Origin of the sequence: Thermoactinomyces sp. DSM 45892 (assembly GCF_900107305.1) — a bacterium.
Lineage (GTDB): Bacteria > Bacillota > Bacilli > Thermoactinomycetales > Thermoactinomycetaceae > Baia.
Map to the genome: position 1 here is coordinate 97,602 of NZ_FNPL01000010.1, position 26,596 is coordinate 124,197.

Sequence of the window (26,596 nt, forward strand, 5' to 3'; positions counted from 1 at the left end):
ATCTAGAGACGTTTTTTCATCTAATCAAAAGCTGTAAAGCGGATGCTTTTTTAGCTGTTTGCGCAGATCCATTATAAGATTTTTACCTTAAAGTCCTTCATGAACTTTTCAAAAGCAGGCCCCGCATACTCGGCGCGCTTCTGCTCATCCTTAACATCCTTCAACTTCTTGGTAGCACGCTCTGTTACCTTAATAACATGATACCCATAGTCTGTTTTGACCGGATCACTAATCTTGTTTAACGGGAGAGTTTCGACTGCCTTTTTAAATTCAGGTACAAATTGAGCCGGAGATCCTTCATAAGAGCCTGCATTTTCCTTCGAACCAGGATCGTCGGAGTATTCCTTCGCAAGCGCCTTAAAGTCCCCACCCTTTTCTAGCTTCTGCTTTACTTCTAAAGCACGTTTCTTCGCTTCTTCATCTGTTCTTTTCTTACCATCTGGAAGCTCAAGACCGATCAAGATGTGATTTAACTTCGCATCCTCGTAATCGAAGTTATTATAGATATACTCTTCACGTTGTGCAAGTAATCCAAGGATTTCTTTGAGGTCCTCACGTGTAGTGCCTCTTTCTTTTAAAACCTCATCCACCGTTTTCGCTTTACTTCCAAATTGTTGGTACATCTTCAAGACATTCGGTTCATCCTTCTTGAAGTCTTCTTCAGCTTTTTTCGCAAAATCGCCTTTTTTACTTGGATCTTTCTCAGCTATAAAATGAAAGCTCGCAAAATTTTTCAGCATCTCTTCCTTTGCTTTCGGATCAGAAAGTCCCTGAACACCTTGAGGTTGTAAGAAGGCAAACACGTTCAAGAAAGCATTAAACTTTCCTTCTACCACTTTCCCACCTTCATATTCAGCAAGAACCTTGGGACTCTTGGTATCAAAAGGTTTAAACTCTGGGAGCTTCTGTTCTTGCCCTGTTGCATCTGGTTTCTTTTCGGTTTCTTTTTTAGACGTACACGCTGCTGCTAATGATGATAAGACAAGTGCAAGAGCAATCATTCCTGCAACCCACCTACGCTTTCGGAACTGTGACATTTGATTCGGCCCCTCTCATTTTAGGTACTGTCTCATATTGTATCAGAAACTGTTCAATCATTTCTAGAACAGCACGAGTAGACAGACCTGCCATCTTAAATGTTATCCCAATCTTTTGCCCTGCGGCAAGCCGAATCCGACCTGGGAAGTTCTGGGCAATCTTAAATAACTTCTGGCCATCGATTCGTTGATTCTCTGCTTCCCGTAATCGCAAGGTAATCTCTGTACCTTTTTGCTCGATACTCTCCATCCCATACCGAATCGCATAAGCACGGATTTTAGCCACTTTAAGTAAGTTTTGTACAGGTTCCGGTAAATCACCAAAGCGATCTTCCATCTCCTCTTCTAACTCTACCACTGCAGCCAGTTCCGTAACAGCACGAATCTTTTTATATAACTCAATTTTTTGTTTCTCATCGCGAATGTAATCGGTAGGCAAATATGCATCTACACTCATCTCAATTTGAATCTCTTTCTCTTCGACCGGTGTCTTCCCTTGAATTTCAGCGACAGCTTCTTTTAGCATCTGGCTATACAGTTCAAAACCAACTGTAGCAATGTGTCCGTGCTGTTCAGCCCCGAGCAGATTCCCTGCCCCACGGATCGATAGATCTCGCATCGCAATCTTAAATCCAGACCCGAGCTCCGTAAACTCCTTAATCGCTTGTAGGCGCTTTTCAGCCGTTTCCGATAAGATTTTGTCCCTCTGGTACGTGAAATAAGCATACGCGATCCGATTGGAACGGCCCACACGGCCACGTAACTGGTACAACTGTGATAGTCCCATCTTATCTGCATCATGAATAATAAGCGTATTCACGTTCGGAATATCGACTCCAGTCTCAATAATCGTCGTACTCACCAAAACATCATACTCACCATCGAGGAAATCAAGCATCGTTTTTTCTAGTTCATTTTCATTCATCTGACCATGAGCGATCGCCACTCGTGCTTCTGGCACTAACATGCGAATCTGTTCAGCCATCTGATCGATATTGTGAACTTGATTATATAGGAAATACACCTGTCCATCGCGCGCCATCTCACGCTCAATCGCTTCCCGTACTAAGGCGCCTGAATACTCCAACACATATGTCTGCACAGGGAACCGGTTCTCTGGCGGAGTTTCAATCACAGAGAGATCCCTTACCCCCATCATCGCCATATGAAGTGTACGAGGAATCGGGGTAGCTGTAAGAGTTAAAACATCAATATTATGTTTGAGTTGCTTAATCTTTTCTTTGTGTTTGACACCGAATCGTTGTTCTTCATCAATAATAAGGAGGCCGAGATCTTTATACTGAATCTCCTTAGAAAGTAGCCGATGCGTTCCGATGACGATATCAACGACCCCATTCTTCAATCCGTCCAATGTTTCTTTCTGTTCTTTCCGTGAACGAAAACGACTCATCACACGAACTTGCACAGGGAAATCGGCAAATCTCTCTCGAAACGTTTCATAATGCTGTTGTGCCAAAATCGTCGTCGGAACGAGTAGAGCCACCTGTTTTCCATCCATTGCCGCCTTAAAAGCCGCCCGCACTGCCACTTCTGTCTTCCCATATCCAACGTCTCCACATAAAAGCCGATCCATTGATTGACTGCTTTGCATATCCTTCTTAATCTCTTCAATCGAACGCAGTTGGTCAGGGGTCTCCTCATAAGGAAACATCGCTTCAAAATCCCGTTGTAACGATGAGTCTTTAGGAAAGGAATATCCTTTTGCTTCTTGACGTTGTGCGTATAACTCGATTAAATCCTGCGCGATATCTTGTACCGAAGTACGAACTTTATTCTTTACCTTGCTCCATTCACTACCACCTAAACTATAAACCTTAGGTGTTTTCTCTTCCGCACCTACATACTTTTGAACGAGATCAATCTGTTCAACAGGTACATAGAGCTTATCATTACTCGCATATTGAATATGAAGATAGTCTTTATGAAGTCCGCCCACATTTAGCGTTTCAATCCCTATATAGCGGCCAATCCCGTGATTCACATGTACAACATAGTCACCAGGCTTTAAATCCTGATAATCCTTAATTTTTTCAGCGTGATCCAGCTTAGTCGAGCGACGAGGGCGCCGTTGCTTTTGCGTAAACACTTCACTCTCTGTAATCACAACTAGTCGCATCGAACCTAGTTCAAACCCACTTTGGAGGGCATGCAAACGGACAACCGGCTTACCTGGCAAAGAAGGTTGTTCTGAATTATCCCGGTGCACATCCATTCCATAATCAGAGAGAACTCGTTCCAATCGATCAAGACGCTCTTCACTACTCGCAGTAAAAATGACCCGATAATTCGCTTTGACGAACCGGTCCCATTCTGCCTTTAAAACATGCATCTGACCATGAAACTGTTGCATCCCTTTACAAATGAATTGGACGATATTTTGGGGTTGTGCACCTGGAATCTGTCTCATAAATAAAGAGAGATAAACCCTGGAATGCTTCGTATGCGAAACCACTTCTTCAAACGAAAGCGAGACTTTTAACTGGGGCAGAAACTCTCCTTGCTGCAATAAAGCCGTCTGCCATTCTCCTTCCTCGCGCTCCATCTGACGAGCACTTTCCCCAATCCGCATCGGCTCATCTAACACAATATATGTATCCGCAGGCATGTAATCGATTAAACTATGGTAGTCTGGGTAGATCTGCGAAACATACTTATAAATCCCCGTCACCATCATCCCTTGACGAAGCTGTTCAACATCCCAACCAATCTGCTCCTTCAGTTTCTCTCTCAAGGTTTCATCTTGCACTTTTTTCAATCGCGCTTGTAATATTTCATCTACTCGCTCAGCAGACTGTCTCAGTATATCTTGACTCGCAAATAGCTCTCGAGCAGGAGGAACCGTAATCGCATTCACTTTTTCCACAGATCGCTGTGTGCTTACGTGAAACGTGCGGATCGAATCTACTTCATCATCAAACCACTCAATCCGAACGGGATCTACAAAGGGTACTGGATAAATATCCACAATCCCACCACGAACACTAAATTCCCCACGCTTTTCTACCAAGTCAACGCGTTCATAACCTACATTCACCAATCGCTCCACCAACGGATCGATCGGCAAATTTGCCCCCACTTCCATCTCAATATGGCTTTTTTCAAAAAGCTTCTTCGAGGGAAATAATTTCCGAAGTCCCGAAAAAGGAACCACTAAAACCCCACGAAACCTTTTCGAAAGTTTTGATAATACATCAATCCGTTCAGGCAGTGTATCATGACTTGCCAACGCAATTTCCGTTGTCACCAATTCATTTGCTGGATATAGAAGAACTTCATCTTTTGGTAGTAGCTCTTGAAGGTCTTCCACCATTTTTTGTGCTTGATTCAAATTATGCGCAACCAAAAGAAGCGGGCGTTTCGTCTTTTGGTAGAGCGCCGCTATGTATACGCAACGTGCCGTACCCGTTAAACCAGTTACCAGCTGTTCTCTAAAGCCCTGTTCCAGTCCAGCTACGGTTGACTGGAAATCTCGATCTTGTTCCATCAGATAGACGAGCGGTCCCACAGTGTTCCTCCTCATATTCCATCGAATCTAGAAAAAAGAAGCCTCAGCTTACAATCGCCAAGACTATTTTTTTGGATTTATCTGAAAATCAATTCATGACCCATCACCCCAGCCATTACGAATAGAGGTGGGGTAATACGGTTCGTTCTGGATACTGGTCAAAAACCTGCTGACATGTGTCGCAGGTTACCCAGATCCGATTCGTACCATCTTCATCATTGGTTATTATATCCTGCCATTCTTCTGGGGTCAACCGATCCAACCCCAGTTGTACATCAGACACCTGACTCTGCTCAAAGCGTCCTTGAACCAACTGACAATGTGGGCAAATATATTCCCAAGCCAAGTAGATCTCCCCCTTAAGGAAATCAATTTGGTCTTAGTATTGCCGTTCGTAAAAGATGTATTCTGGTCTCATCCATTAAACCGATTCATGGCTATTAAAAATGACTCCTCCACCCATGTCTCCACAGCTTGGGATGCACGATCAGCAGCATCCTCAGCAAAGGGCAACTCTTCCTTCGAAAACGGTGATAATACATAGTCTGGCACAGCAAGGGAAATCGGTCTTCCAATCCCAAGACGAATTCGTTTGAACTGATCTGTTCCCAAATGGGCGATGGTCGACTTCATCCCGTTATGACCTCCTGCACTCCCTTTCGTACGTAGGCGCACTTCTCCGAGAGGTAGATCCATCTCGTCATAGATGATAACTAGATCCTCGATACCCATCTTGAGCCAATCGATAGCGGGCCGAATCGATTCACCGGATAAATTCATATAAGTCATCGGTTTTAGTAGGATTACTTTCTCTCCACATACCATCCCTTCCCCGATGATTCCCTTCCATTTCTCCTTGTTTAACGGGATTCCCCAGCGCTCACTTAATCGGTCAATTGCCCAGAAACCAATATTATGACGTGTAGACTCGTATTTCTTTCCTGGATTCCCTAGTCCTACGATTAACTTCATGTTCCACTCCCTCATTTCTCTATGTAAAAAATAGCACAACCCCTCTAAGAAGTTGTGCTCTTAACCAAACTTAGTCGAATAGCTTACTTACTGATTGCTCATGATGAACACGCATGATTGCTTCACCTATTAACGGGGCAACCGATAGGACTTTCGTTTTGTCTAACCTTTTATCATCTGGGAGTGGGATGGTGTCCGTTACAACCATCTCCGTAATACTCGCTTCACGGATGCGAGAAATCGCCGGACCCGAAAACACAGGATGCGTACAGCAAGCAAACACTTCTTTCGCACCTTGGTCCAAGATTGCATTAGCCGCAAGTGTAATCGTTCCTGCCGTATCGATTAAATCATCAATAATAATCGCTGTCTTCCCTCTTACATCACCCACAATATTCATCACTTCGGACACATTAGGCTCTGGACGACGCTTATCAATAATCGCGATCGGAGCTCCTAGACGCTCTGCTAGGCGACGAGCACGAATCACACCCCCATGATCTGGAGAAACCACGACAATATCCTCGAGATTTTTACTCTGAAAATATTCTGCTAAAATCGGCACGCCCAGCAGATGATCGACAGGGATATTAAAAAAGCCCTGAATTTGGGTAGCATGTAGATCCATCGTAATGACCCGATTTGCACCTGCTGTTTCAATTAAATTTGCCACCAGCTTCGCAGTAATCGGATCACGAGCACGCGCTTTACGATCCTGTCTCGCGTAGCCATAATAAGGTAGTACAACATTAATCGTCCCCGCAGATGCCCGCTTTAGTGCATCTACCATCACTAACATTTCCATAAGGTTTTGATTGACAGGGTTACATGTAGATTGGATTACATATACATCCGATCCTCGAACACTTTCATTCAACTTAATATGGATTTCTCCATCGCTAAATTTTCCAACTTGAGCATCTCCAAGAGGAATACCAATATGATCACAAATTTTCTGTGCCAAATCTGGGTTTGAGTTACAACTAAATATCTGTAAACGCGAGCGATTAACTGACATGTGATGAGTGCCTCCGAATTCCTGCTTACTTGTTACTATCTTTAATCTTTTCCATAAGGAGCTTAGCGTAGCCTTCTTTCGTTACCTGACGCTGTCTTGCAATCGCAAATGAATCTTCTGGAACACGATCTGTAATCGTTGAACCTGCCGCTACATAAGAACCCTTCTCAAGCGTAACAGGTGCCACTAAATTCACGTTACAACCAACAAATGAATCCGCTTTAATCGTCGTTTTATGCTTTCTAATTCCATCATAGTTTACTGTTACCACACCACAAGCAATATTTACATTCTCGCCAACCTCAGCATCCCCTACATATGCTAAATGGGACACCTTCGTTCCCGATCCGAGTTCAGCCTTCTTCAAATCTACAAAACAGCCTACTTTTACATCCTCCGCTAGTTTTGTACCTGAACGTACGTATACAAAAGGCCCTACACTTACATTCTTCTCAATTGAGCTCTCATGTAACACAGTATAGGATATACGACTAGAGTCGGCTACAGACACATCTTTCAAGTCCGCACCAGGTCCAATTCGGCAGGATTCCCCAATCACCGTTTGGCCACGTAAAAAACAACCCGGTTCGATAACGGTATCCTCACCGATGATGACATCTGCTTCTATATAGGTATTCTCAGGATGAACAATCGTAACCCCATTTAGCATGTGCCCGCGAAGGATTCGCTCACGCATTAACTTCTCTGCTTCCGCTAACTGCAGTCGATCGTTTACACCCATCGCTTCATTTACATCTTGAATCACTTGTGCACTAATTCGCTCCCCGCCTTCACGTAGAATCGTAAGGGCATCAGGAAGATAGTACTCACCTTGCGCATTATCATTGTTTACTTTTTCTAGAGCAGCAAACAATTTCTGATTATCAAAACAGAAAGTACCTGTATTTATTTCTTGAATGAGCAATTCATCATCCGTAGCATCTTTATGTTCAACGATACGCTCTACACTACCATCTTCATAACGGACGACCCGTCCATAACCGGTAGCATCTTGCATATGAGCCGTTAAAACCGTTGCCGCAGCTCCTGATTCTTGATGTGTCTCAACAAGTTTTTGTAGGGTTTCTCTCGTAAAAAGAGGGTGATCTCCATTTAAAACAATCGTTGTGCCTTGTAAGTCTTGGAGTAAAGGCTTTGCTTGCATAACTGCATGAGCCGTACCAAGTTGTTGTTCTTGCTGGGCAAATAATACTTCCGAAGATAATTTCGCTTTTACTGTTTCTCCTAAATAACCAACTACCATAATGGTCTTCGACGTACCTATCGCATGTAATTGATCAATCACGTGCTGTACCATCGGCTTCCCGCAAACAGGGTGAAGAACTTTGTGCGTTTTGGACTTCATTCTTGTACCTTTCCCTGCTGCTAAGATCACCGCAAAGAGATTCTGCATACTCGATTTATGCCCCCGTTTCCTAGCAAACTTCCTCCCTGAATATATCCCAAAGTATACATGATTGCAACCAACGAATCCTAGTCCGCTTAGACGACAAAAAATCATCCTTATCTAGGATGATTTTTTGGATCATATCTATACAATTTATGCATCTATGATCACTGCACTCGGAACAGGGACCATATCCACCGGATCTTCCGTCCGATTATACACTTCCAAAACAGCCGCTTCGATCTTTTCACGGCTCGAAGGGGAGATTGGATGTGCAATATCACGGAAATCTCCATCCGGGGTACGTTTACTTGGCATTGCTACAAACATTCCATTATTTCCATCAATCACGCGGATATCATGTACTACAAATTCACTATCGATCGTAATGGAAGCAATCGCACGCATTCTACCTTCTCGATTTACTTTTCTAAGACGCACATCTGTTATTTGCATCCTCATACACCACCCATTTCCAAAGATGACATAGTTCTACATTTCGAGATCGATTGTTTATTTCCTGCTAAAAAATGGGATTCAGGTAAAATTTTTTCTCCATATTCGGATGCAAATACGATGTTGTGCTATTTCTTAACCGCAATTACTTCCATTTCGATCAAGACATCCTTAGGCAGACGTGCTACTTCCACACAAGAACGGGCAGGGCGATGATCCGTAAAGTATTCTGCATAAATCTCATTAATCGTTTGGAACTGATTCATATCTTTAATAAAAAGCGTCGTCTTCACTACTTGGGTTAGTCCCACCCCTGCTTCTTGCAGAACCGCTTCCACATTTCGCAAGACTTGGTGCGTTTGCTCCACGATTCCACCTGCAACCAGTTCTCCTTTAGCCGTTAATGGAATCTGCCCTGATGTAAAAATCATATCGCCTACAACCATCCCCTGCACATAAGGGCCTATTGCTTGAGGCGCATGATTCGTTTCAATTTTTTGCATATTCTTCTCCACCTCTCTGTTCGATTCTGTTTACTCAACAAATTTATCCTTAAACACATTTCCAATCCCGACTCGAAGGGTACGATCCCGCTCATGAATCTCCGACACACTGATCAAAGAAACAAAATCGTCCACGAATCGTCCGGGAACATGAGCCTCAGCTAGCACTCCCACACCAACCACCGTTGCTTCAAACTCGAGACATAGATCTTTCAAGCCACGAACCGTTCCGCCAGCCTTCATAAAATCATCAATGATCAATACACGCGATCCTTGAGGCAGGCTTCTCTTAGATAAAGAAAGAGGCTTTAGCTTTCCACTCGATCCGGAAACAGTGTTAACCGTTACAACAGATCCTTCCGTAACCCGGTAATCATAACGGGCAATGACGACTGGGACACGTAAATAGTTTGCTACAGCATAAGCTAATGGAATTCCTTTAATCTCGACTGTCAAAATGGCATCGATCTTAACACCAGCAAATAAAGTGGCCCAAATCCGGCCTACTCTACTTAGCAATGTGGGATCCCCCAAAAGATCAGACATATATAAGAAGCCGCCTGGTAAAATTCGCTCTGGTTTCTCCAATTCCTCACATAGTTTTACTAAAATTTCCTCTGTGCGTGCCAAATCCAGTTTTGGGATATAGCGAACTCCACCCGCGGCTCCTGCTACTGTCTCTAATTCACCGCTGCCTTCACTACGAAAAACTTCATCAATAATCGTTAGATCTTCACTGATCGATGACTTAGCAGACTGATATCTCTTTGCAAACGTTGTCAGTGGGATTAGTGTATAGGGCTGAGCAAGTAATTGATTCGTTAAATCAACTAGTCTCGCGCTCCGCTTCCATTTCTCTTTTTCCATCCATAATACCTCCGGAAATCCGAATATCATGACGGAAATATACCATTATGTACGGGTTTAATCAAGTGTAGACTCAAATTAAGCCCCTAACATTCGTACGGCAAAAACCTGATCACAAAAGCCACGAAGACCATTTACTATTCTCTTAGCTCGTGATTCCTTTCGAACCAAACCAAACACCGTAGGGCCACTTCCGGACATTAAGACCCCGTCGGCACCGAATTGCTCCATCTTTTGTTTGATCTTATAAACTTCAGGATATAAGCCGATCGTAACAGGCTCTAGTACATTTCCTAGATTCGCAATTACCTTTTCATATGAGCTGGCATGCAGTGCATCAACCATTGCTCTCGTATTTGGATGTGTCGTGATTTCGTCCACTTGAAGTTTTCCAAACACATCTCCTGTTGAAACGCCATGCGTTGGCTTTGCAAGCACCACCCAACAACTAGGGGGAGGTAGAATAGGTGTTAAAATCTCCCCTCTACCTTCTGCAAGAGCTGTATCCCCATAGATACAAAACGGTACATCCGAACCGATTTCAGCCCCGATCTCGGCCAATTCTTCCAATGAAAGACCTAGATTCCATAAACGATTACATCCTCGCAGAGTCGCTGCCGCATCGCTACTCCCTCCAGCGAGTCCTGCCGCTACTGGAATATGCTTATAAATTTTTATCTTCACACCGCGATCAATACCTGTTTTTTGTTGTAGTAACTTCGCCGCAAGGTATGCCAGATTCCGCTCATCTTGCGGAACGAGGCCTGATGTACTTTCAAGCATAACTCCTGAGTAAGGTAGATCCATAAGGTCGATTCGGTCAGCCAAATCAACAGTTGTCATCACCATCTCTAAATCGTGATAGCCATCTGGGCGTTTACGGAGTGCATCTAATGTTAGATTGATCTTAGCGGGTGCTTTTTCTGATGTGTACATTTCTCTTCCCCCCAGCACCTTGTTCATTTCTCTTCCGAAGTATCTGATCCTCCTATTGTACCATGGTATTCCCATACTCGAAATGAAAAAAGAAAAGCCGAGGATTACTCCCCAGCTACCCTAAGCCCATCTATGTAAAAAAAACAAGACCATAGAGGTCTTGTCCGATTATTGAGTAGCTCTGATGTACTTAACTGGAACGAGTTGGTCATTTTGAAAAACTCTCAACTCTACTGATTCCGTCAGTATATCCGCATAACTGTATGAAACGCGTTCAAAGGCGTGTTGATCTTCATCTAACTTCACAATAAAAACGGAAGGGTATGTTTCTTCTAATATACCCGTACGTTCAATGGTCTTACGGCGTCCACTGTTCGCTTTTAATCGGATTCTTTCTCCAATAAAGCTGTCCAGAGTTAGCTTGATTTCAGATAGAGCATTTTTGCCCATAAATTCGACCACCTCACTTGTAGAAGATTATATAACAAGCGAGGCTCGAAGTCAAATCAGGTATTATAGCAGTCCGTAATTCCTTTTGTCAATCATATTTTTTATCGTGTAAATCGATCGGCTACAGCGGAAGCCGCATAGGATTCCGGCTTAATTTTCGCTTGATATCCAACTGCCGTCACCCATCCAACTACTTCTTGAATCACCTTACGCGTCTCGCCCTGTTGTCCAATATCCAAATGTATTTCCATCTGTATATCAGAAAACATACGGAAGAATCCATGCTCTTTCAATAGATCCACACAAGTCAAACTATACTCGGTTTCACGATAGATCCGATAACGTAATTCCTTCATCTGACTATGTGTTCGCTTTGTATAGAAGAAAAGCGCCCCTTTTCCAACCCTTTGTATAATAATCGCTGTTACAAAGACAGTCTCTTTATAACGGGTCATCGAGTCGGTCCCTATCATCAACTTATACTCCGAGTTAGGATCTTCCCGCACATACTTCTGAATCTCAGACATCATTTCCTCGAAGCTACATTTACCCCTTCGTGGATGATAAAAATGCACAAGTATCCCTCCAGATTTGAGTCAAGGAACTCGAATCACACTACCTTCCTTGAGAAAAATGCTCCCATGCTTCTGTTAACGTTGCAAATTCAGCTAGATGTAGGGTTTCTCCTCTTCTTTGTGGATCGATTCCCGCTTGATTCAGAAAGTCTGCCACATCTGATTTCGCTAAATGAGAAAAAAGCTGGGAATGGAGTGTGTTTAATAGTGTTTTTCGACGCTGGGCAAAGGATGCTCTTACTATTTTAAAGAATAGACTTTCATTCGACACATTCACAGCAGGCGCCTCTCGTCTCGATAACTTCACAACAGCAGAATCCACATTGGGCCTCGGCACAAATACATGGCTTGGGACCCTGGTAACGAGGGAAGTTTCTGTGTAATATTGGACCAAAACACTAAGCGAGCCGTAGTCTTTGGTCCCTGGTTTCGCTACTAGACGATCGGCAACCTCTTTTTGAATCATGATTACGATATTTTGGAGAGGAAGTCTCTCTTCTAATAAACGAATCAAAATAGGTGAAGTAACATAGTAAGGAAGATTTGCCACAACGTGAATACTATTACATTCCCCAAAGTTTTCCGAAATAATCTCATGAAAGTCTACCTTCAAGGCGTCACCATGCATCACTTCCACATTTGACTGCTTCTCAAAGATTTCTCTCAGTACAGGAATGAGACGTTGATCTAACTCTACAGCCACCACTTTCTTAGCACGCTCACTTAAACGTTCCGTAAGAGCACCGATCCCCGGACCAATTTCAATCACACCTGCATGTTCATCTAAGTCCGCCGCATCCACAATTCGTTCTAACACACGATCATCGGTTAAAAAGTTTTGGCCTAAGCTTTTTTTTAAGCCCAGTTTATATTTGGCGAGAATTTGCTTCGTATTTTGTGAAATCGTTCTATGTGACATCCCCTAGTTCCTCTCTTACCTGTAACCAGGCACTAATCAGTTCTTCTTTGGAAACCTGCAAAGCATGAAGCCGCTGATAGAAGTTTTTGGCATTTGCAAATCCGATCCCTAAACGATCCGCTACTTTCTGACGTAAGCGGCTCGAATCAGGTAACCCTGTGAATCCCATATCGATATAGTCTTCCCAAGAAATGGACTCTACTTGCTCATACCCTATCTCACTTCTCACATGGAGCAATGCTTCGCGAATATCCTCACATGTTGCATGCTCAATCCCTATCTTCTTACGACCCCTTGCCTTATCTTGTGGTAAGAAAGCATGTTTCACTCCAGGCACTTCTTGCGATATCACTCGACGAATTCGTTCCCCTGCATAATCAGGGTCAGTAAATATTATGACGCCCCTCTTGGATTGGGCACGGCGCACTTGATCCATTACTTCTTTTCCAATCGCTGAGCCTCTGGTTTCAATGGTGTCTGCTTTCACAGCACGTTTAATAGTAACCGTATCATTTCTGCCTTCTACTACGATCATTTCATGTATTTGAAGCTCTGACAATGTCTTTACACAACCTTTACAAAACGAGGATGAACGGATGGATATAACAAAATGGTGTGGGTATCACGGAGCGGACAGTTCTTGCTTCCCTGCAGGATCAGTATTGAGCGGTGGTCGAACAGTCTCTTCCAGCTCGGATCATAGTAATATGCAACAACTGTACTTTTCTCTTTTATCTTGTGATACGTTCACACCGAAACTCGAAACAACCTCATCGCATTATCTGTTGTAATCCGCGCAAGCTCCTCTACGGGAATCCCTCGAAGCTCAGCGATCTGCTCCGCAACAAGCCTCACATAGCCGGTTTCGTTCCTTTTCCCTCTGTACGGATGCGGAGCTAGATAAGGACAGTCCGTCTCTAATAACAAGCGATCCTCCGGCACCAAACGAGCAATCTCTTTAGGTAGCTTTGCATTTTTAAAGGTAACAGGACCTCCCAGTCCTATATAAAAATTCATTTCGAGAGCAGCTTCCATAATGGCCTCATCTCCCCCGAAACAGTGCAATACACCCCCTACTTCTTCCGCATGTTCAGACTGGAGGATGCGAATCACATCTTCGTGCGCATCACGATCATGAATGATAATAGGCAGTTGTACTTCACGTGCAAGTCGGATCTGTTCTTTAAAAACATGCGCTTGTACCTCTTTCGGAGAAGTATCCCAGTGATAGTCTAACCCCATCTCGCCCAATGCTATCACTTTTGGATGCGCGGCTAATTTACGTAGATAAGCAAGATCCTCTTCTTGGTAGGTAATTGCATCTGTCGGATGCCAACCCACCGCACTATAAATAAAATCATATTTCTCCGCTAACTCGATAGAAGACTTAATCGTCTCTCTGTTAAAGCCTACATTTAACATCCAGCTAACCCCGTATTCTTCTTTCGCACGGCGGATCACTTCTTCTCGATCTTGATCAAATTGTTTATCGTTCAGGTGTGTATGTGTGTCAAAAATCATGTTTATCACCCTCCCTAACGGAAAAACAGCCCCAGGCGGACCGTTATGGTTCGAGTAGTTGCATTTGGCTAAATGGCATTAGAACAAGTTCAGCTCGGCCGACAATCTCTTTTTCATCGACCGGACCAATGGCACGACTATCCTCGCTATGAGGACGATTATCGCCTAATACATAAATTTCTCCTTTAGGCACGACCACTTCTTCAAAAGAGGTACTGGGATCTATTTGATTTGCAATGTACGACTCGCCTACTTCTTTTTCGTTACGAAATAACTTCCCATTGGTAATTTTAATATGATCACCAGGTAGGCCAATCACTCGTTTAATGAAATCCTTCTCCTTCGAAGAGTGGAAAACGACGATTTCTCCATATTTAGGCTCTTTGATCTTATAAATAAACTTGTTGACGATCAAAAGCTCGTTCCCCTTCAATGTCGGATACATCGATTCACCTTTTACTTGATAAGGTGCGAAAAAAATATATCGACAGATAAGTAAAATCGCCGTAGCCACCAAAGCCGCCATGAGCCATTCACGAAGTGTCCTATTCTCCCCTGCCATCATGATCCTCCTGCTCTTACACCCTTTTATTTTACACGTGTCCCATTCGGAATATCAGCAGAGACCGTAGAAAGCACTAATCTCTCTCCTTCTTTCGCCGCTAGGATCATGCCTTCTGATTCCTCACCCCGTAATTTTACTGGTTTTAGATTGGTAACCACAATCACCTTCGTACCCACAATCTCCTGTGGTTGATAAAACTCAGCAATTCCAGAGACTACTTGACGTTTCTGAGTTCCAAGATCTAGTTGCAACTTAAGAAGACGATTTGCCCCTTTTACTGGCTCTGCCTCGAGAATCTCGCCCACTTTTAACTCTACCTTCATAAATTCATCAATGCTGATGAAGTCATCCTGTTTTTGTACTTCCACTACCTCTTGCTTCGTTCCTGCTCCAGATTCCGCCTGATCGATTCCTTTATGCAAAGCTGCTGTATCTTTCATCATTTGAACGATTGCCTCCACTTCCAATTTTCCGTCTAAACGCGGAAAGATTGGATTTTGTTTATGAATCGGTACACCCGAACAAAGCTCTCCAAACTGGTAAATACTTTCCCACTTCTTCTCTTCCTCTGTCTGAATTCCGATCTGCTCCCAGATGAAAAGGGGCGTTTTTACTAAGAATGGTTGGATACAAACACTTACAATCCGAACTACTTCTAGTAAAGAGTATAGTACAGAGCCTAATACAGAGTGATTAGCAGGGTCTTTCGCTAGATTCCACGGAGCATTATTCTCGATGTACTTGTTCCCTGCACGCACTACCTCCCACACCGAAGATAGAGCCACTGAAAACTGGAGATTCTCCATCGCATTTTCAAAACGCGTCACCACTTGGTGCACAAGCCCTTGTAAGTCTGCATCATAAGGGGTTGCTCCTTCTACATAAGCCGGAATCACACCGTTAAAATACTTTTCCACCATCGTGAGAGTCCGGTGTAATAAATTTCCCAGATCATTAGCGAGATCTGCATTTACACGTTCCACAAATGCCTCTGGCGTGAATACCCCATCTTGCCCAAACGGAACCTCTCGCAGGAGGAAATAGCGATATGCATCTAGACCATACCGATCGATCAATGAAACAGGATCAATCACATTTCCCTTCGACTTGGACATCTTATCCCCATTTACCAAGAAAAAGCCATGAGCAAAGACTTTCTTCGGTAGCGGAAGATCAAGCGCCATCAGGAAAATAGGCCAATAAATACTGTGGAAACGAACAATATCTTTTCCGATCAAATGGACATCTGCTGGCCAATAGTTAGCAAATTTATGTCGCATTGATTCCTCATCCGCTTCATAACCAATTGCGGTAATGTAATTAGACAGTGCATCTAACCAAACATACATCACCTGCTCAGGATCGTTTGGTAGAGGAATTCCCCAGCTAAAAGTAGATCGAGAAATACACAAATCTTCCAAGCCCGGCTTAATAAAGTTTTGAATCATTTCGTTTTTCCGCGAAGCAGGCTCAATAAACTCGGGATGCTCTTCATAATACTGAACAAGTCGATCCGCGTAATTACTCATACGGAAAAAGTAGCTTTTCTCTTTAATTTTATGAACGGCGCGTCCGCAATCCGGACAGTTTCCATCCTTTAATTGGCGGTCCGTGAAAAACGCTTCACAATCGACACAGTAGAAACCTTCATATTCACCTAAGTAGATATCCCCTTGCTCTAAAAAACGTTGAAAAATCTTTTGTACCACTTTTTTATGACGGTCTTCCGTAGTACGAATGTAATCATCATAGGAAATATCTAGTTTACTCCATAACTCTTTGATTCCAGCCACGATCTCATCCACAAATTCAATCGGTGTCTTACCCATCTGTTCTGCTTTCCGTTGAATCTTTTGTCCGTGCTCATCCGTTCCTGTGAGGTACATCACATCATACCCTCTAAGCCGCTTATATCGCGCCATCACATCACCCGCCACCGTTGTATAGGTGTGCCCGATATGTAACTTGCTACTCGGATAATAAATCGGAGTTGTAATATAATATGTCTTCTGTTTTTCCATCTAAAAAGCTCCTTTCTGTATACAAAAAAATAAAAATCCCACCCCTCAAGTTTGGGGCGAGATTGAAATCACGCGGTACCACCCAATTTTCGTATAGAACCCTTAACCGATTCGGATACGCTCTGGTCAACCCGTTATCGCTGGTGTGCGCCCCCTCCTACTTAAACCAGTCATATGACTCGTGTTCAGAAGGGAAGTCTCATGGGCCATGTTCATCTACTATTCCTATACCGGCTTTCACCTGACCCGGCTCTCTGGAGATAGGCTTCCTAGATTACTCTACCCAATCACAGACAAGATGTAAAAGATGTCAATAAGCATATTATATGCAAACTTATTTTCACTTTGCAACCACTACACCAACTCAAATCGAGTCGCAAAAGGAGACTCCACCCTCTTAATCTTGCCATCCCTCGCCCACTGCTCCAGCTCCTGATGCAAACGATGCAAGTCCCAACCCAACCCCGTCTTAGAGTTTAACTTCTCTAGCGTCGGCAGAAAATCACTATCGAAAAAAGGAAACAAATCCCGAAGCGCCTCTAAAACCTGATCATCCTTATCCTGCTGAAATTGGGCCAATTCATCAAACGGATTCGATAAATGAGGACTATGTGTATACGCAGTCCGAATCCGAATAAAAACCGTTCTCCCAAAAGCCGCCGAAGAAACAAACGTATCACCTGAACGTAAGTAAGGCAGACGCTTCCCCTCTTCATTTGTCAGATCCGTCTCTTCCTTTAATGTAGCAATATCCGTTCCACGCACCGTCCGAAATACTAACTTCGTATTTAGCTGAGCGGTAATCGTCTCATCTAACAACGTTGGCCTTTGCGTAGCAAGGATCAAGAACACACCATATTTACGGCCTTCTTGAGCAATTTCTTTTAAAATAGACTTAGCTGGTGATTCCACTGCTTTAGGTGCAAAGTTATGCGCTTCGTCCGTCACAATGACAAATGGCGGGAAGAAATGGCCTTCCTCCCCATTCATACGGGCATCTTTATATTCCCTACGCTTTCGGTATAATGCGCCTGTCACATACGTAGCAAACACCTGTAAAATCCAAGTAGAACCTTGAACCACTACTAATTTCCCCTGCTCAAGACCCCGCTGAATTGCAGCAATATCTTGTTGAAACAGCCCCGCTCTCTCTAGACGCTGAAGCCGCCAATGTACCCCCTTCACCGAAGAATGAGGCATCGTACCATATTCTTGCAAAAGTTGGTTTAAATCGCGAATCCGTTGCACTTGAATCGGAGTTAGATCATCACTACGAAGCTGCTTCTCTAAGCCTGCCTTACCCTCTTCGAGTGCCTGTACCAGATTACTAACCCGATCACTAAAACTATTATAAGTATCCCTACGCTTATGAAGCATCTGAATCGCGTTCACCATCGGCTCCGAAAGCCCACCCCCAGAAGCGCCCAGCAGCTCAACAAGATCCCTTGTATTTAATTCACTAAACGAAACACCTACCTCCCGTCCGATCTGAACCACAACGGAGCGATCTTGCAGATCAGGACATAGATGAGCTGTCTCCTCCCCGATATGACGAAAGTCCATCTCAAAATGAGGATCAAAAACAACCGTTGGAATCCGTAACTTCATCACTTCTTCCAACATCACCCTTAGGCCAAATGACTTCCCCGAACCAGATCCTCCGAAGACGCCTACATGCGGATACTGTTGCATCGTTCGTATATCAAAGATAAACGGAACACCTCTTTGCTCCCTAAGGACTCCCTGTTCCATCATCATCATCTGGTTCTGTAGCTCTAAGTCCATATCATGTCCCATCGGCTCCGTTCCCCGAATCTCCCCTAGCACCATTCCTGCCCGAGGAGTTGACTTAACCAATAAATGACGAACCTCATAAAATTGAGGCAAACGAACCTGACAACCCGTACGAATCGGGTGAGCGGCCTCTTCAAACAGCCTCACCTTAGCGATATTAATCTCATCCGCATCAATGTTATATCCAATCTGTTCCAGCATATGTAGGACCTGTTGATCCACCATGGACTTATCATATCCCATTGGGATTAACCGATTATATGAAAGCGTCTCCACAACCTCTCCTTTCGGATGATAGAGAGCCGCATCTTCAATCACCAGAATTTCGTTCATGCGAAACTTGCGATCTTTCGATACCACATGTACTTCCTGTTGTGATGTAACTCCAACTACCTGCATAAAACTTCCCTCCATCTCATCATTCCTCTTAAATAACTCGCTCACTTCTCTTTGGACTTAATAAACGATGTCGCAAATCCGGATCAATATACTGATCCACCATCGTTTGTACCAGCGGATTCGTAACGCGAACTTCTTGATCCACAATATCAAGCCAATAAGGAATCCCCCGTCCCTGCTTAGGAGTCAGCGAATAAATCAATCGGAGTAGAGAGAGCCGCTCATGCTTCTGAAGCAATAAACCATCCACTCCGACCGGTGCAGGACTATAAGAAGACCGGAAAACCATTTTCCACATCTTCGTTCCTGCAGGACTCCACTCTGACCACTCATACGCTTCTCCCACATCTAGCAAGCCATACAGCAAATCCCGATCCGACCATGCCGGATGTTCTGGAAATAACTGCTTCGCTAATCCACGAGATCCTACTTCCTCGGCTATCCCTACTAGTAACACATCGCTTTCTTCTGCCAATTCCGCTACCTTGTCCCATTCATCCGCATCATCAAAATGATAATGAAGCAATGAACCATCCATCATCACAACATGCGGCTTCCAATCTCGAATTGCCTTTTTCGTCACCTTTAGCTCTAGACGAGACAGCCTCGCACCACGTTTCTGCGCTTCACGGGCTAACAAGCCTTCTGCCTCCCATTCATCCTGAATCAACGGAGTATACACATCAGCTTCCCAAGCTTCCTCTCCTTGTGTTCCTTTCGCCAACGCTTGAAATACAGAAAGCGTCCTCATCTCAATTCCTTTGGTAGAGTTTACCGAGCCATCTACCCCAACAACACTCTTATCTTTGGCCCAATCTTGTAATTCCTGATCACTAAATCGCTCAATCCGAACAAACTCCCCAATCTCAGAGAGATGCTCACGAATCCTTTGTGGATGCAATAACTCCCCAGGATAGGTCTCTCTTAATTTTCGATTTAATCTCTTTAGTTTTAATTGAAGTTCTTCTGATACTTTAAACATATAAACCACCTCTCACATGAATCTAACCCTCATATAAAAACCTTTTATAGCCAATTTCATCTACTTTTGTCTAAATCAAGAAATTTTCTATAAAACTCCTAAAGAATTATTGACTGACATGGTAATCGCTGGTATGATAATTTTGACATCAAATATGTCGAAATTTGACGTATATTTTAAAAAGAGATGATCGAAACCAATGGAACGCCAGAATTGAGGGGAGATTTCAAATGCTAAAATCAACTGGTATTGTACGTAAGGTAGACGAGCTAGGTCGTGTCGTAATCCCTATCGAACTTCGTCGTACGCTAGGCATTGGCGAAAAGGATGCATTAGAAATATATGTAGACGGTGAGCGCATCGTTCTTAAAAAATACGAGCCCGCCTGCATTTTTACTGGTGAAGTGGACGAGACCGTTCGTTACAAAAACAAAGTAGTTAGCAGAAAGTGCATCGAAGAAATGTATTCTCTCATCGAAGCAAATGATTCCGTAGTCGCTGAATAATTTGTTGCTCTTATATACCATATCATAACAATATTGGTAGATGTATGAATCACATAAGATTTACAATTCCAGAACACATAATATATTTTGATTAGGAAGAAAAAAGCTAGTTAAATCTCGAGGCACATTACAGAGATTCAACTGGCTTTTTTGATCTTAGGTGTGGTAAAGATTATAAATCTCTCTTTTTCCCACACCACGATCCTTCGAGGTTTGCAGTATCGCATCTTTTGTACTCATCCCTTGACGCAGATAGTGCTCAACATGTTCCATCACTTCTAAACCAGACCACCAAGCTGGAGACTCCTGATTCCATTCAGACGGATCAGTCCCTTCGAAGATACATACATACTCACCCCTGACTCCATTCTCTTTTATATACGACAAACACTCCGAAAGGGAGCCTCGTAACCACTCTTCATGTTTCTTTGTTAATTCCCTCGCAATCGCAACTTGGCGATCTCCAAAAGCATCCATTGCATCTGAAAGTAGGTCTACCAATCGATGAGGAGCTTCATAACAAATCAATGTAACAGGCATCGTCGCCCACTTCTTTAACTCTTTTCTGCGATCTTTCTTCTCCCGTGGAAAAAAGCCCAGAAATAAAAATGGTTGCGGAACCAGCCCCGAAGCGACTAACGCTGTAAGAGCAGCGCTCGGACCCGGGATCGGTACTACCGTAATCCCTTCTTGTACTGCCTCACGAATAACCACCTCTCCAGGATCAGAGATTCCCGGCATTCCAGCATCACTTACCAACGCAACAGACTTGCCCTCTAAGAGTTGTTGGATTAAAAATTTTCCTTTTGATTGTTCATTATGCTCATGATAACTCGTCAGCGGAGTGGAAAACTGAAACGCAGAGAGTAGCTTTTTCGTATGCCTTGTATCTTCGGCCGCAATCAAATCAACGTTAGCTAAAATTTCCCGAGCCCGTGGAGAAAAGTCTTGTAAATTCCCAATCGGAGTCCCTACTACATAAAGGATGCCTATTTTGCTCGACTGATCAAAACTCTTCTGTACCTTCATTTCAATCCTCTTTCTTGAATAAGACTTAATTTCTGTGCCCGTGTCATTTTCTTAATTTCATATTCACGCCGCTGTGCCCAAGATCGCCCTATCCCTTCCTCTTGATACACATACATAACAGGGGTTCTCGCTCTTGTATAATGTGCCCCTTTACCCGAATTATGAACATCTAATCGCTTACTAAGATTCGTTGTACATCCTGTATAAAGTGTTTCATCTTTGCAACGTACGATGTAAACATAATAGGGAACCTCTTTCAATTCCTCACCCCATTTATGAAAAAAACGCTGGGAGACTTTCTTCCCAGACGTTATTCATCAGATATGGTTTTGTTTAAAAAAGCGAGACAGAACAGACAATCCCCTTCCGTCCGCATCCGACCATAGTGGACATTACAAATATGAAAGCCTTCCTCATATAACTTGGTTAGATTATTATAGCCCTCTTTGGTCTCTGGTACATCCGCATCTGTATGCTCTGATATGACTAAGGTTGTTGAATTTGATTCCGTACACTTCGAAGCTGCTTGCAGATGTTCTTGGTAACGTTGTTTCTCTAATACCAAGCGTGTATTTTCTTCTATCAATTCTATAACCTGTGCTTTTAAGTTGCCTATTTCCTTATATAGCTCGCCAATCTGTTCTTCCACCTGAGCAACCTGCTTGAAAATCGCTTGTTTATCCACCAAGCTACCACCTCATTACTTCCAGACACGTTTTCCAGATCCATTTTAGACCTCGTTTGTAACCTCGTCTAAAGAATGCTCTACCGTCTTACCAGAGCCGACTAGTTGTACCTGCACTCGCCTCTCCATCAAATCAAGTAAGACAACTTCGCCTTCGCCTTCTGGTGTATGTACAAGTTCACCAAGGTCAGGTAGAGTTACTGCATTTCCTTCATAGTGATCATTTTCATACTTTAAACAACACATCAATCTGCCGCATAGGCCTGAGATCTTCGTTGGATTCAAAGATAAGTTTTGGTCCTTTGCCATCTTGATCGAAACCGGTTCAAAATCTCCTAGAAACGAAGAACAACATAACACACGACCACAAGGCCCCAGTCCCCCCAGCATCTTCGCTTCATCCCTAACGCCAATCTGTCTCAGTTCAATACGGGTCCGAAAAGCTGCTGCTAAATCCCGAACTAATTCACGAAAGTCCACACGTCCATCTGCAGTGAAATAGAAAATAATCTTATTTCGATCAAACGTATATTCCGCATCAACCAGTTTCATCACTAAGGAATGGAAGAGAACCTTCTCTTTACAGGTTTTGAGGGCTTCCATCGCAGCCTGCTCATTTTCTAACATCTGTCTCGTATCATCACTCGTAGCAATTCGGATCACCTGTTTCAACGGAAGAACTACCTCATCCTTTGAAACATATCGTACACCTATTACCACCTGACCATACTCAATTCCTCTTACGGTCTCCACAACCACAGCATCCCCTTGCTGGATTTGAAGCGCACCTGGATCAAAAAAATAAATCTTGCCCGCTTGTCTAAAACGGACACCAATAATCTTAAACACCTAAGGATCCCTCCTGCATGCCGCCCAATTCACCTGATAGGGTTCTTCTGCATGGGGTCAGCAACTTTCACCCTATTCAAACCCAACTTGCTCGGGATCTGTCTCACGTTCACGCCTGTTTTGAAACAATCTTCAAAAATGAAAATAGAAAAACATCTATATCATATGGTATATACCGTAGCAATCAGACAGCGGTTACTCCCATTACTCATTCTATCACCTGTTTGTAAACTTCGGCAAACTCTTCTTCACTAAAACAGCCTAATTCCTAAAGCTCATTTCCCGTATGACATAAGCTGTAAGAGGTCCTGTTTGATTTGCCGGTTAATATCTTCCAGCTCTCGGTCTCCTTGTATCACCCTATATCTATGTGGATATCTTGTGGATAACTCAAGATATCCTTCACGTACACGTCGATGAAAAGAGGAATCCCGCTGTTCCATCCGGTCCACATCCCCTCCACGTGCTTTTACCCTGCTTTCACTCACTTCAGGAGGAATATCCAATAAGTATGTGCGGTGTGGTCTCAGCCCCGAAGTTGCCTGCTCATTAATCGAAAGCACAACCGCTAATGGAACACCTGCTCCGTAACTTTGATAAGCAACACTAGAGTCCACATAGCGATCACAAAGCACCATTTTCCCCTCTGCCAAAGCAGGCATAATCACTTCACCCACCAATTGTGCTCTTGATGAGGCATATAAAAGCACCTCTGTTAACATGGACATCTCATCAAACTCTGGATGTAGAACCAATTCTCGAATCTCATTTCCAATACGAGTTCCACCTGGCTCACGTACATGGATATATGAAATTCCTTGATGATCTAACCATTCACATATTCTGCGTATCTGAGTCGTTTTCCCTGCTCCCTCTGGCCCTTCAAAGGATATAAATAAACCGTCCATTGATTCACTCCAATTCACCGAAAGGAATAAAAGCCCCTCCAGTGCGCTTATGTCTTTCAAACGTGCTAAACAAAACCTGATTTATTTTAATCCATAAACCTATTTTTCACTATATTAACACTAACTTCTGATGTTAGTTGATTACGATATAACCCTCGAATTTGATATCCAGCTCGATCGGCATCTCTTAGATATTCCATCCATTCACATGTTAAGCGTTCACCCGGCAAAAGTACCGGAATCCCAGGTGGGTAAGGTACAATAGGTTCTGTAATAATCCCATCTATCGCTTCCTCTAAGCGCAACCGCTCATGCCGATGCTTCCTGATATTTTGAAAAGATAACACAAATTCAGCGGTACTCGGTAAGCGAAGGGTGATGAAATCCCTCTCTAACAACCTATTTTCGCCACTATTCAACCAGCAATCTAAATCCAAAAACGCCTTCCTTAGTCGAATCAACGATCCTTCAGGGTGTGCTAACGAGAAGCAAAACAACACCCGACGATCATCAGCTAATTCGGTATAAATCCCCTTATCCTCTAGGAAAGTTTGCATCTCAAATCCCGATATTTGTCCATGGCTCGCGATCACCATTTTACAAGGATCCTGACATTTTAGATGATGTAGCGATAATTCTTGAACCCATTTACAATAGGGAAACGTATCCCTTTTAAACTGATCGATTTCAGTCAGCAATCGCTCAAACAAATGGAATCCATTTACAGCAATCTGTTTTCGCGCTAAATCTAATGAAGCGAGCAAAGGATAGGAAGGACTACTAGATTGAACGATCCGTAATTGTCTCTCCAGATCATTTATCCTAACTTGATTACTTCCCACATGTAACATCGAGCTCATCGTCATCGAACCAAGCATTTTATGAGTCGATTGTACAACGAGATCCGCCCCCTGTGACAACGCAGAATCTGGAAGATCAGGATGGAAACCAAAATGAGCCCCGTGAGCCTCATCTACCAGTAGCGCTACATCAAAGCGATGACAGATATCAGCGATTTCCCTAATGGGTTGAATCATGCCATAATAGCTTGGACTGGTAACCACTACTAATGTAATCTTCTCTCGCTGGCACTGTTCCGCTAACCAATCCAGATCTAGCGGCCTTTCGAATCCTACATCCGAATGATATGTATCTTTCCAATAGGTTGGCGAAACACCTGCTAACATGCATCCGTGAAATACAGACTGATGACAGCTTCGTTGCAAAATTACCTTGTCCCCAGGCAGACACATTGCGAGGATGCTCGCTATATTCCCAGCCGTACTCCCCCCCACCAGATAAAACGTTTTTTCTGCACCGAAAGCCTCGGCTGCAAGATGCTCAGCTCTGGCAATTACTCCGCTTGGGTGATGAAGATCATCTAAGCCCGTTATCTCCGTTTGATCTATTTGTAGAATCGATTGAAACAAATGATCTTTGTGATCCAGAAAATTTGCGCCCTGCTTATGCCCAGGAACATGATAACTGTCTGTCTTCTTATCTCTATGATGTAGCAACGCCTCGTAAATCGGAGTTTTTTCCTGGTTTTCCATCTGACTAACAAAACCTCTCGTACAAAAAATAAAAGGACTTTAGAAAGTCCCTTCTTCTCTTATATCACTCTCATTTAACCATATCTTTTTTAATCTTGAAACATGGAATAAATACATCCCCGGCTGATCACAATCTGTATTTATAATTACTTGCTCACAACTGGCGCATATAGGCTTTTCCAACAAGTGTAGCATATCTTCTTGGATCGTATCACATATAATACATGGTTCTTGAAGATACTTCATTTTAGTCGATCCATCACTCATCTCTCTTCCCCCTTATATCCGGACATTCTACTTACCTTCTATAATTGACTAAATGTTCCTTTTTTATAACCACACCGTTCAGATTATACATTTTATTATCAATCTATCATTCTTCCGAAAGGGTACTCCCACTTCAAATGTTAGTTAAGTGGGCGGTGGTGAATTTCGGTTCGGCGTTAGCCGAAAGGCACACTAGGCACTTTTTTTGATAAATTACCTTTTAGTCGAATAAAAAAGCCGAAATTGTGAAATGGTACCTCTTATAGGAGGTATGATCGTTATGATATCAGTAAAGCAAGCAATTCCATTCGTTTTTTGTATATTTATTCCGATTTTAACCATATTACGCCTACTTTTTATTTCTCGTAATCGTACCAATGCAGTAGAGGGACTTTCACATTCTACTGAACAATCACCCCTCCAAACAAATCCAGAGTAAAAGAATTGTATGGGGAATAATTAGTTAACAACTAAAACTTACTTCATCATCTCTTCAAGTCAAGATAAAAAAAGAATCATCTAGTCCATTTGGATAAACTAGATGATTCTTTTTTTATGTATATGCCTGGCGACGTCCTACTCTTCCAGGACCCTGCGGTCCAAGTACCATCGGCGCTGGAGGGCTTAACGGTCGTGTTCGGGATGGGAACGAGTGGATCCCCTCCGCCATCATCACCAGACGCATATATATTTGGCTGAAAGTGCGTGGGTAAAGCATGTCTCAGGTCACCCAAGAGACTCTCTTTGCTTGGCAAAGAGGATTGATCTTTCCAATTACACCTTCAAAATTAGATCAGAAATGAGAGAAAGAAAGTTGCATTTCGAAAGTTGATTAACCAACCATTTCATG

28 protein-coding genes, 1 rRNA gene and 1 other annotated feature are annotated in these 26,596 nt (G+C 43.2%); of the genes, 2 read left to right on the forward strand and 27 right to left on the reverse strand.

From position 1 onward, the window contains the following. Positions 1 to 71 precede the first annotated feature (71 nt). The 19 genes from BLU58_RS09790 to BLU58_RS09880 all read right to left on the reverse strand — a co-directional run bounded on the left by BLU58_RS09790 (position 72) and on the right by BLU58_RS09880 (position 19,949). Positions 72 to 1,037, reverse strand: a complete 966-nt coding sequence (locus tag BLU58_RS09790; RefSeq protein ID WP_093292028.1) for a peptidylprolyl isomerase — start codon at positions 1,035 to 1,037, stop codon at positions 72 to 74. Further along, on the reverse strand, positions 1,015 to 4,563 hold the full coding sequence (gene mfd, locus BLU58_RS09795) for a transcription-repair coupling factor (RefSeq protein ID WP_176786597.1): 3,549 nt from the start codon (positions 4,561 to 4,563) through the stop codon (positions 1,015 to 1,017). Before mfd ends, BLU58_RS09790 begins: the two co-directional genes overlap by 23 nt. Positions 4,564 to 4,678: 115 nt before the next feature. Further along, positions 4,679 to 4,909 (reverse strand): anti-sigma-F factor Fin, encoded by a 231-nt coding sequence (locus BLU58_RS09800; protein WP_176786598.1) that lies wholly within the window; start codon positions 4,907 to 4,909, stop codon positions 4,679 to 4,681. Positions 4,910 to 4,977: 68 nt separating this feature from the next. Further along, a complete protein-coding gene (pth, locus tag BLU58_RS09805) occupies positions 4,978 to 5,535 on the reverse strand; it encodes an aminoacyl-tRNA hydrolase (RefSeq protein WP_093292031.1) in 558 nt (185 codons plus the stop codon). Positions 5,536 to 5,605: 70 nt separating this feature from the next. Then, positions 5,606 to 6,553 (reverse strand): ribose-phosphate diphosphokinase, encoded by a 948-nt coding sequence (locus BLU58_RS09810; RefSeq protein ID WP_093292032.1) that lies wholly within the window; start codon positions 6,551 to 6,553, stop codon positions 5,606 to 5,608. Positions 6,554 to 6,578: 25 nt separating this feature from the next. Further along, positions 6,579 to 7,967: a bifunctional UDP-N-acetylglucosamine diphosphorylase/glucosamine-1-phosphate N-acetyltransferase GlmU gene (glmU, locus tag BLU58_RS09815; RefSeq protein WP_093292033.1), complete on the reverse strand. Its 1,389-nt coding sequence runs from the start codon at positions 7,965 to 7,967 to the stop codon at positions 6,579 to 6,581. A gap of 147 nt (positions 7,968 to 8,114) precedes the next feature. Then, positions 8,115 to 8,417, reverse strand: a complete 303-nt coding sequence (spoVG, locus tag BLU58_RS09820; protein WP_093292034.1) for a septation regulator SpoVG — start codon at positions 8,415 to 8,417, stop codon at positions 8,115 to 8,117. A gap of 128 nt (positions 8,418 to 8,545) precedes the next feature. Continuing rightward, positions 8,546 to 8,920, reverse strand: a complete 375-nt coding sequence (locus BLU58_RS09825; RefSeq protein WP_093292035.1) for a RidA family protein — start codon at positions 8,918 to 8,920, stop codon at positions 8,546 to 8,548. A 30-nt stretch (positions 8,921 to 8,950) separates the two neighbouring features. Continuing rightward, positions 8,951 to 9,787 carry a pur operon repressor gene (purR, locus tag BLU58_RS09830; protein WP_093292036.1) on the reverse strand — a complete coding sequence of 279 codons (837 nt, stop codon included), beginning with the start codon at positions 9,785 to 9,787 and terminating at the stop codon, positions 8,951 to 8,953. Positions 9,788 to 9,865: 78 nt separating this feature from the next. Next, complete coding sequence (ispE, locus tag BLU58_RS09835; RefSeq protein ID WP_093292037.1) at positions 9,866 to 10,723, reverse strand: 4-(cytidine 5'-diphospho)-2-C-methyl-D-erythritol kinase; 858 nt, start codon at positions 10,721 to 10,723, stop codon at positions 9,866 to 9,868. A gap of 168 nt (positions 10,724 to 10,891) precedes the next feature. Next, positions 10,892 to 11,173 (reverse strand): biofilm formation stimulator Veg, encoded by a 282-nt coding sequence (veg, locus tag BLU58_RS09840; protein WP_093292038.1) that lies wholly within the window; start codon positions 11,171 to 11,173, stop codon positions 10,892 to 10,894. 101 nt (positions 11,174 to 11,274) lie between these two features. Continuing rightward, positions 11,275 to 11,748: a ribonuclease H-like YkuK family protein gene (locus tag BLU58_RS09845; RefSeq protein WP_072333053.1), complete on the reverse strand. Its 474-nt coding sequence runs from the start codon at positions 11,746 to 11,748 to the stop codon at positions 11,275 to 11,277. Between the two features lie 40 nt (positions 11,749 to 11,788). Continuing rightward, entirely contained in the window at positions 11,789 to 12,667 is an 879-nt protein-coding gene (gene rsmA, locus BLU58_RS09850; RefSeq protein WP_093292039.1) for a 16S rRNA (adenine(1518)-N(6)/adenine(1519)-N(6))-dimethyltransferase RsmA, read from the reverse strand. Next, complete coding sequence (gene rnmV / locus BLU58_RS09855) at positions 12,657 to 13,202, reverse strand: ribonuclease M5 (protein ID WP_093292059.1); 546 nt, start codon at positions 13,200 to 13,202, stop codon at positions 12,657 to 12,659. Before rnmV ends, rsmA begins: the two co-directional genes overlap by 11 nt. 212 nt (positions 13,203 to 13,414) lie before the next feature. After that, a complete protein-coding gene (locus BLU58_RS09860; protein WP_093292040.1) occupies positions 13,415 to 14,188 on the reverse strand; it encodes a TatD family hydrolase in 774 nt (257 codons plus the stop codon). A gap of 43 nt (positions 14,189 to 14,231) precedes the next feature. Next, positions 14,232 to 14,750, reverse strand: a complete 519-nt coding sequence (lepB, locus tag BLU58_RS09865) for a signal peptidase I (RefSeq protein ID WP_176786599.1) — start codon at positions 14,748 to 14,750, stop codon at positions 14,232 to 14,234. Positions 14,751 to 14,776: 26 nt separating this feature from the next. Beyond that, a complete protein-coding gene (gene metG, locus BLU58_RS09870; RefSeq protein WP_093292042.1) occupies positions 14,777 to 16,774 on the reverse strand; it encodes a methionine--tRNA ligase in 1,998 nt (665 codons plus the stop codon). Positions 16,775 to 16,823: 49 nt separating this feature from the next. Beyond that, positions 16,824 to 17,074 (reverse strand) — a binding site (T-box leader). Positions 17,075 to 17,128: 54 nt separating this feature from the next. Next, positions 17,129 to 18,967, reverse strand: coding sequence for an ATP-binding protein (locus BLU58_RS09875; protein ID WP_093292060.1), 1,839 nt, complete (start codon positions 18,965 to 18,967; stop codon positions 17,129 to 17,131). Positions 18,968 to 18,995: 28 nt separating this feature from the next. Next, the gene (locus BLU58_RS09880) at positions 18,996 to 19,949 is read right to left on the reverse strand and encodes a DNA double-strand break repair nuclease NurA (protein ID WP_093292043.1); all 954 of its coding nucleotides are present in this window, start codon (positions 19,947 to 19,949) and stop codon (positions 18,996 to 18,998) included. Positions 19,950 to 20,179: 230 nt separating this feature from the next. Here BLU58_RS09880 and BLU58_RS09885 point away from each other — a divergent pair, with 230 nt between their 5' ends. After that, the gene (locus BLU58_RS09885; protein WP_093292044.1) at positions 20,180 to 20,455 is read left to right on the forward strand and encodes an AbrB/MazE/SpoVT family DNA-binding domain-containing protein; all 276 of its coding nucleotides are present in this window, start codon (positions 20,180 to 20,182) and stop codon (positions 20,453 to 20,455) included. 156 nt (positions 20,456 to 20,611) lie between these two features. Here the strand turns inward: BLU58_RS09885 and rsmI are convergent, their stop codons facing one another. The 7 genes from rsmI to BLU58_RS09920 all read right to left on the reverse strand — a co-directional run bounded on the left by rsmI (position 20,612) and on the right by BLU58_RS09920 (position 25,746). Further along, on the reverse strand, positions 20,612 to 21,484 hold the full coding sequence (gene rsmI / locus BLU58_RS09890; RefSeq protein WP_093292045.1) for a 16S rRNA (cytidine(1402)-2'-O)-methyltransferase: 873 nt from the start codon (positions 21,482 to 21,484) through the stop codon (positions 20,612 to 20,614). Beyond that, positions 21,481 to 21,744: a GIY-YIG nuclease family protein gene (locus BLU58_RS09895; RefSeq protein ID WP_093292046.1), complete on the reverse strand. Its 264-nt coding sequence runs from the start codon at positions 21,742 to 21,744 to the stop codon at positions 21,481 to 21,483. Before BLU58_RS09895 ends, rsmI begins: the two co-directional genes overlap by 4 nt. A gap of 50 nt (positions 21,745 to 21,794) precedes the next feature. Further along, positions 21,795 to 22,169, reverse strand: a complete 375-nt coding sequence (locus BLU58_RS09900; RefSeq protein ID WP_093292047.1) for an initiation-control protein YabA — start codon at positions 22,167 to 22,169, stop codon at positions 21,795 to 21,797. Between the two features lie 45 nt (positions 22,170 to 22,214). Continuing rightward, entirely contained in the window at positions 22,215 to 23,018 is an 804-nt protein-coding gene (locus BLU58_RS09905; protein WP_093292048.1) for a PSP1 domain-containing protein, read from the reverse strand. Positions 23,019 to 23,293: 275 nt separating this feature from the next. Continuing rightward, on the reverse strand, positions 23,294 to 23,926 hold the full coding sequence (tmk, locus tag BLU58_RS09910) for a dTMP kinase (RefSeq protein ID WP_093292049.1): 633 nt from the start codon (positions 23,924 to 23,926) through the stop codon (positions 23,294 to 23,296). A gap of 86 nt (positions 23,927 to 24,012) precedes the next feature. Then, a complete protein-coding gene (locus BLU58_RS09915) occupies positions 24,013 to 25,479 on the reverse strand; it encodes an aminotransferase class I/II-fold pyridoxal phosphate-dependent enzyme (protein ID WP_093292050.1) in 1,467 nt (488 codons plus the stop codon). Positions 25,480 to 25,518: 39 nt separating this feature from the next. Further along, positions 25,519 to 25,746 (reverse strand): sigma factor G inhibitor Gin, encoded by a 228-nt coding sequence (locus tag BLU58_RS09920; RefSeq protein ID WP_093292051.1) that lies wholly within the window; start codon positions 25,744 to 25,746, stop codon positions 25,519 to 25,521. 280 nt (positions 25,747 to 26,026) lie between these two features. On the opposite strand from BLU58_RS09920, the gene BLU58_RS16440 reads away from it, so the two are divergent. Then, positions 26,027 to 26,185, forward strand: a complete 159-nt coding sequence (locus BLU58_RS16440) for a hypothetical protein (RefSeq protein WP_176786600.1) — start codon at positions 26,027 to 26,029, stop codon at positions 26,183 to 26,185. Positions 26,186 to 26,309: 124 nt separating this feature from the next. Here the strand turns inward: BLU58_RS16440 and rrf are convergent. Continuing rightward, positions 26,310 to 26,426: ribosomal RNA gene (gene rrf, locus BLU58_RS09925) — 5S ribosomal RNA — on the reverse strand. Positions 26,427 to 26,596 lie beyond the last annotated feature (170 nt).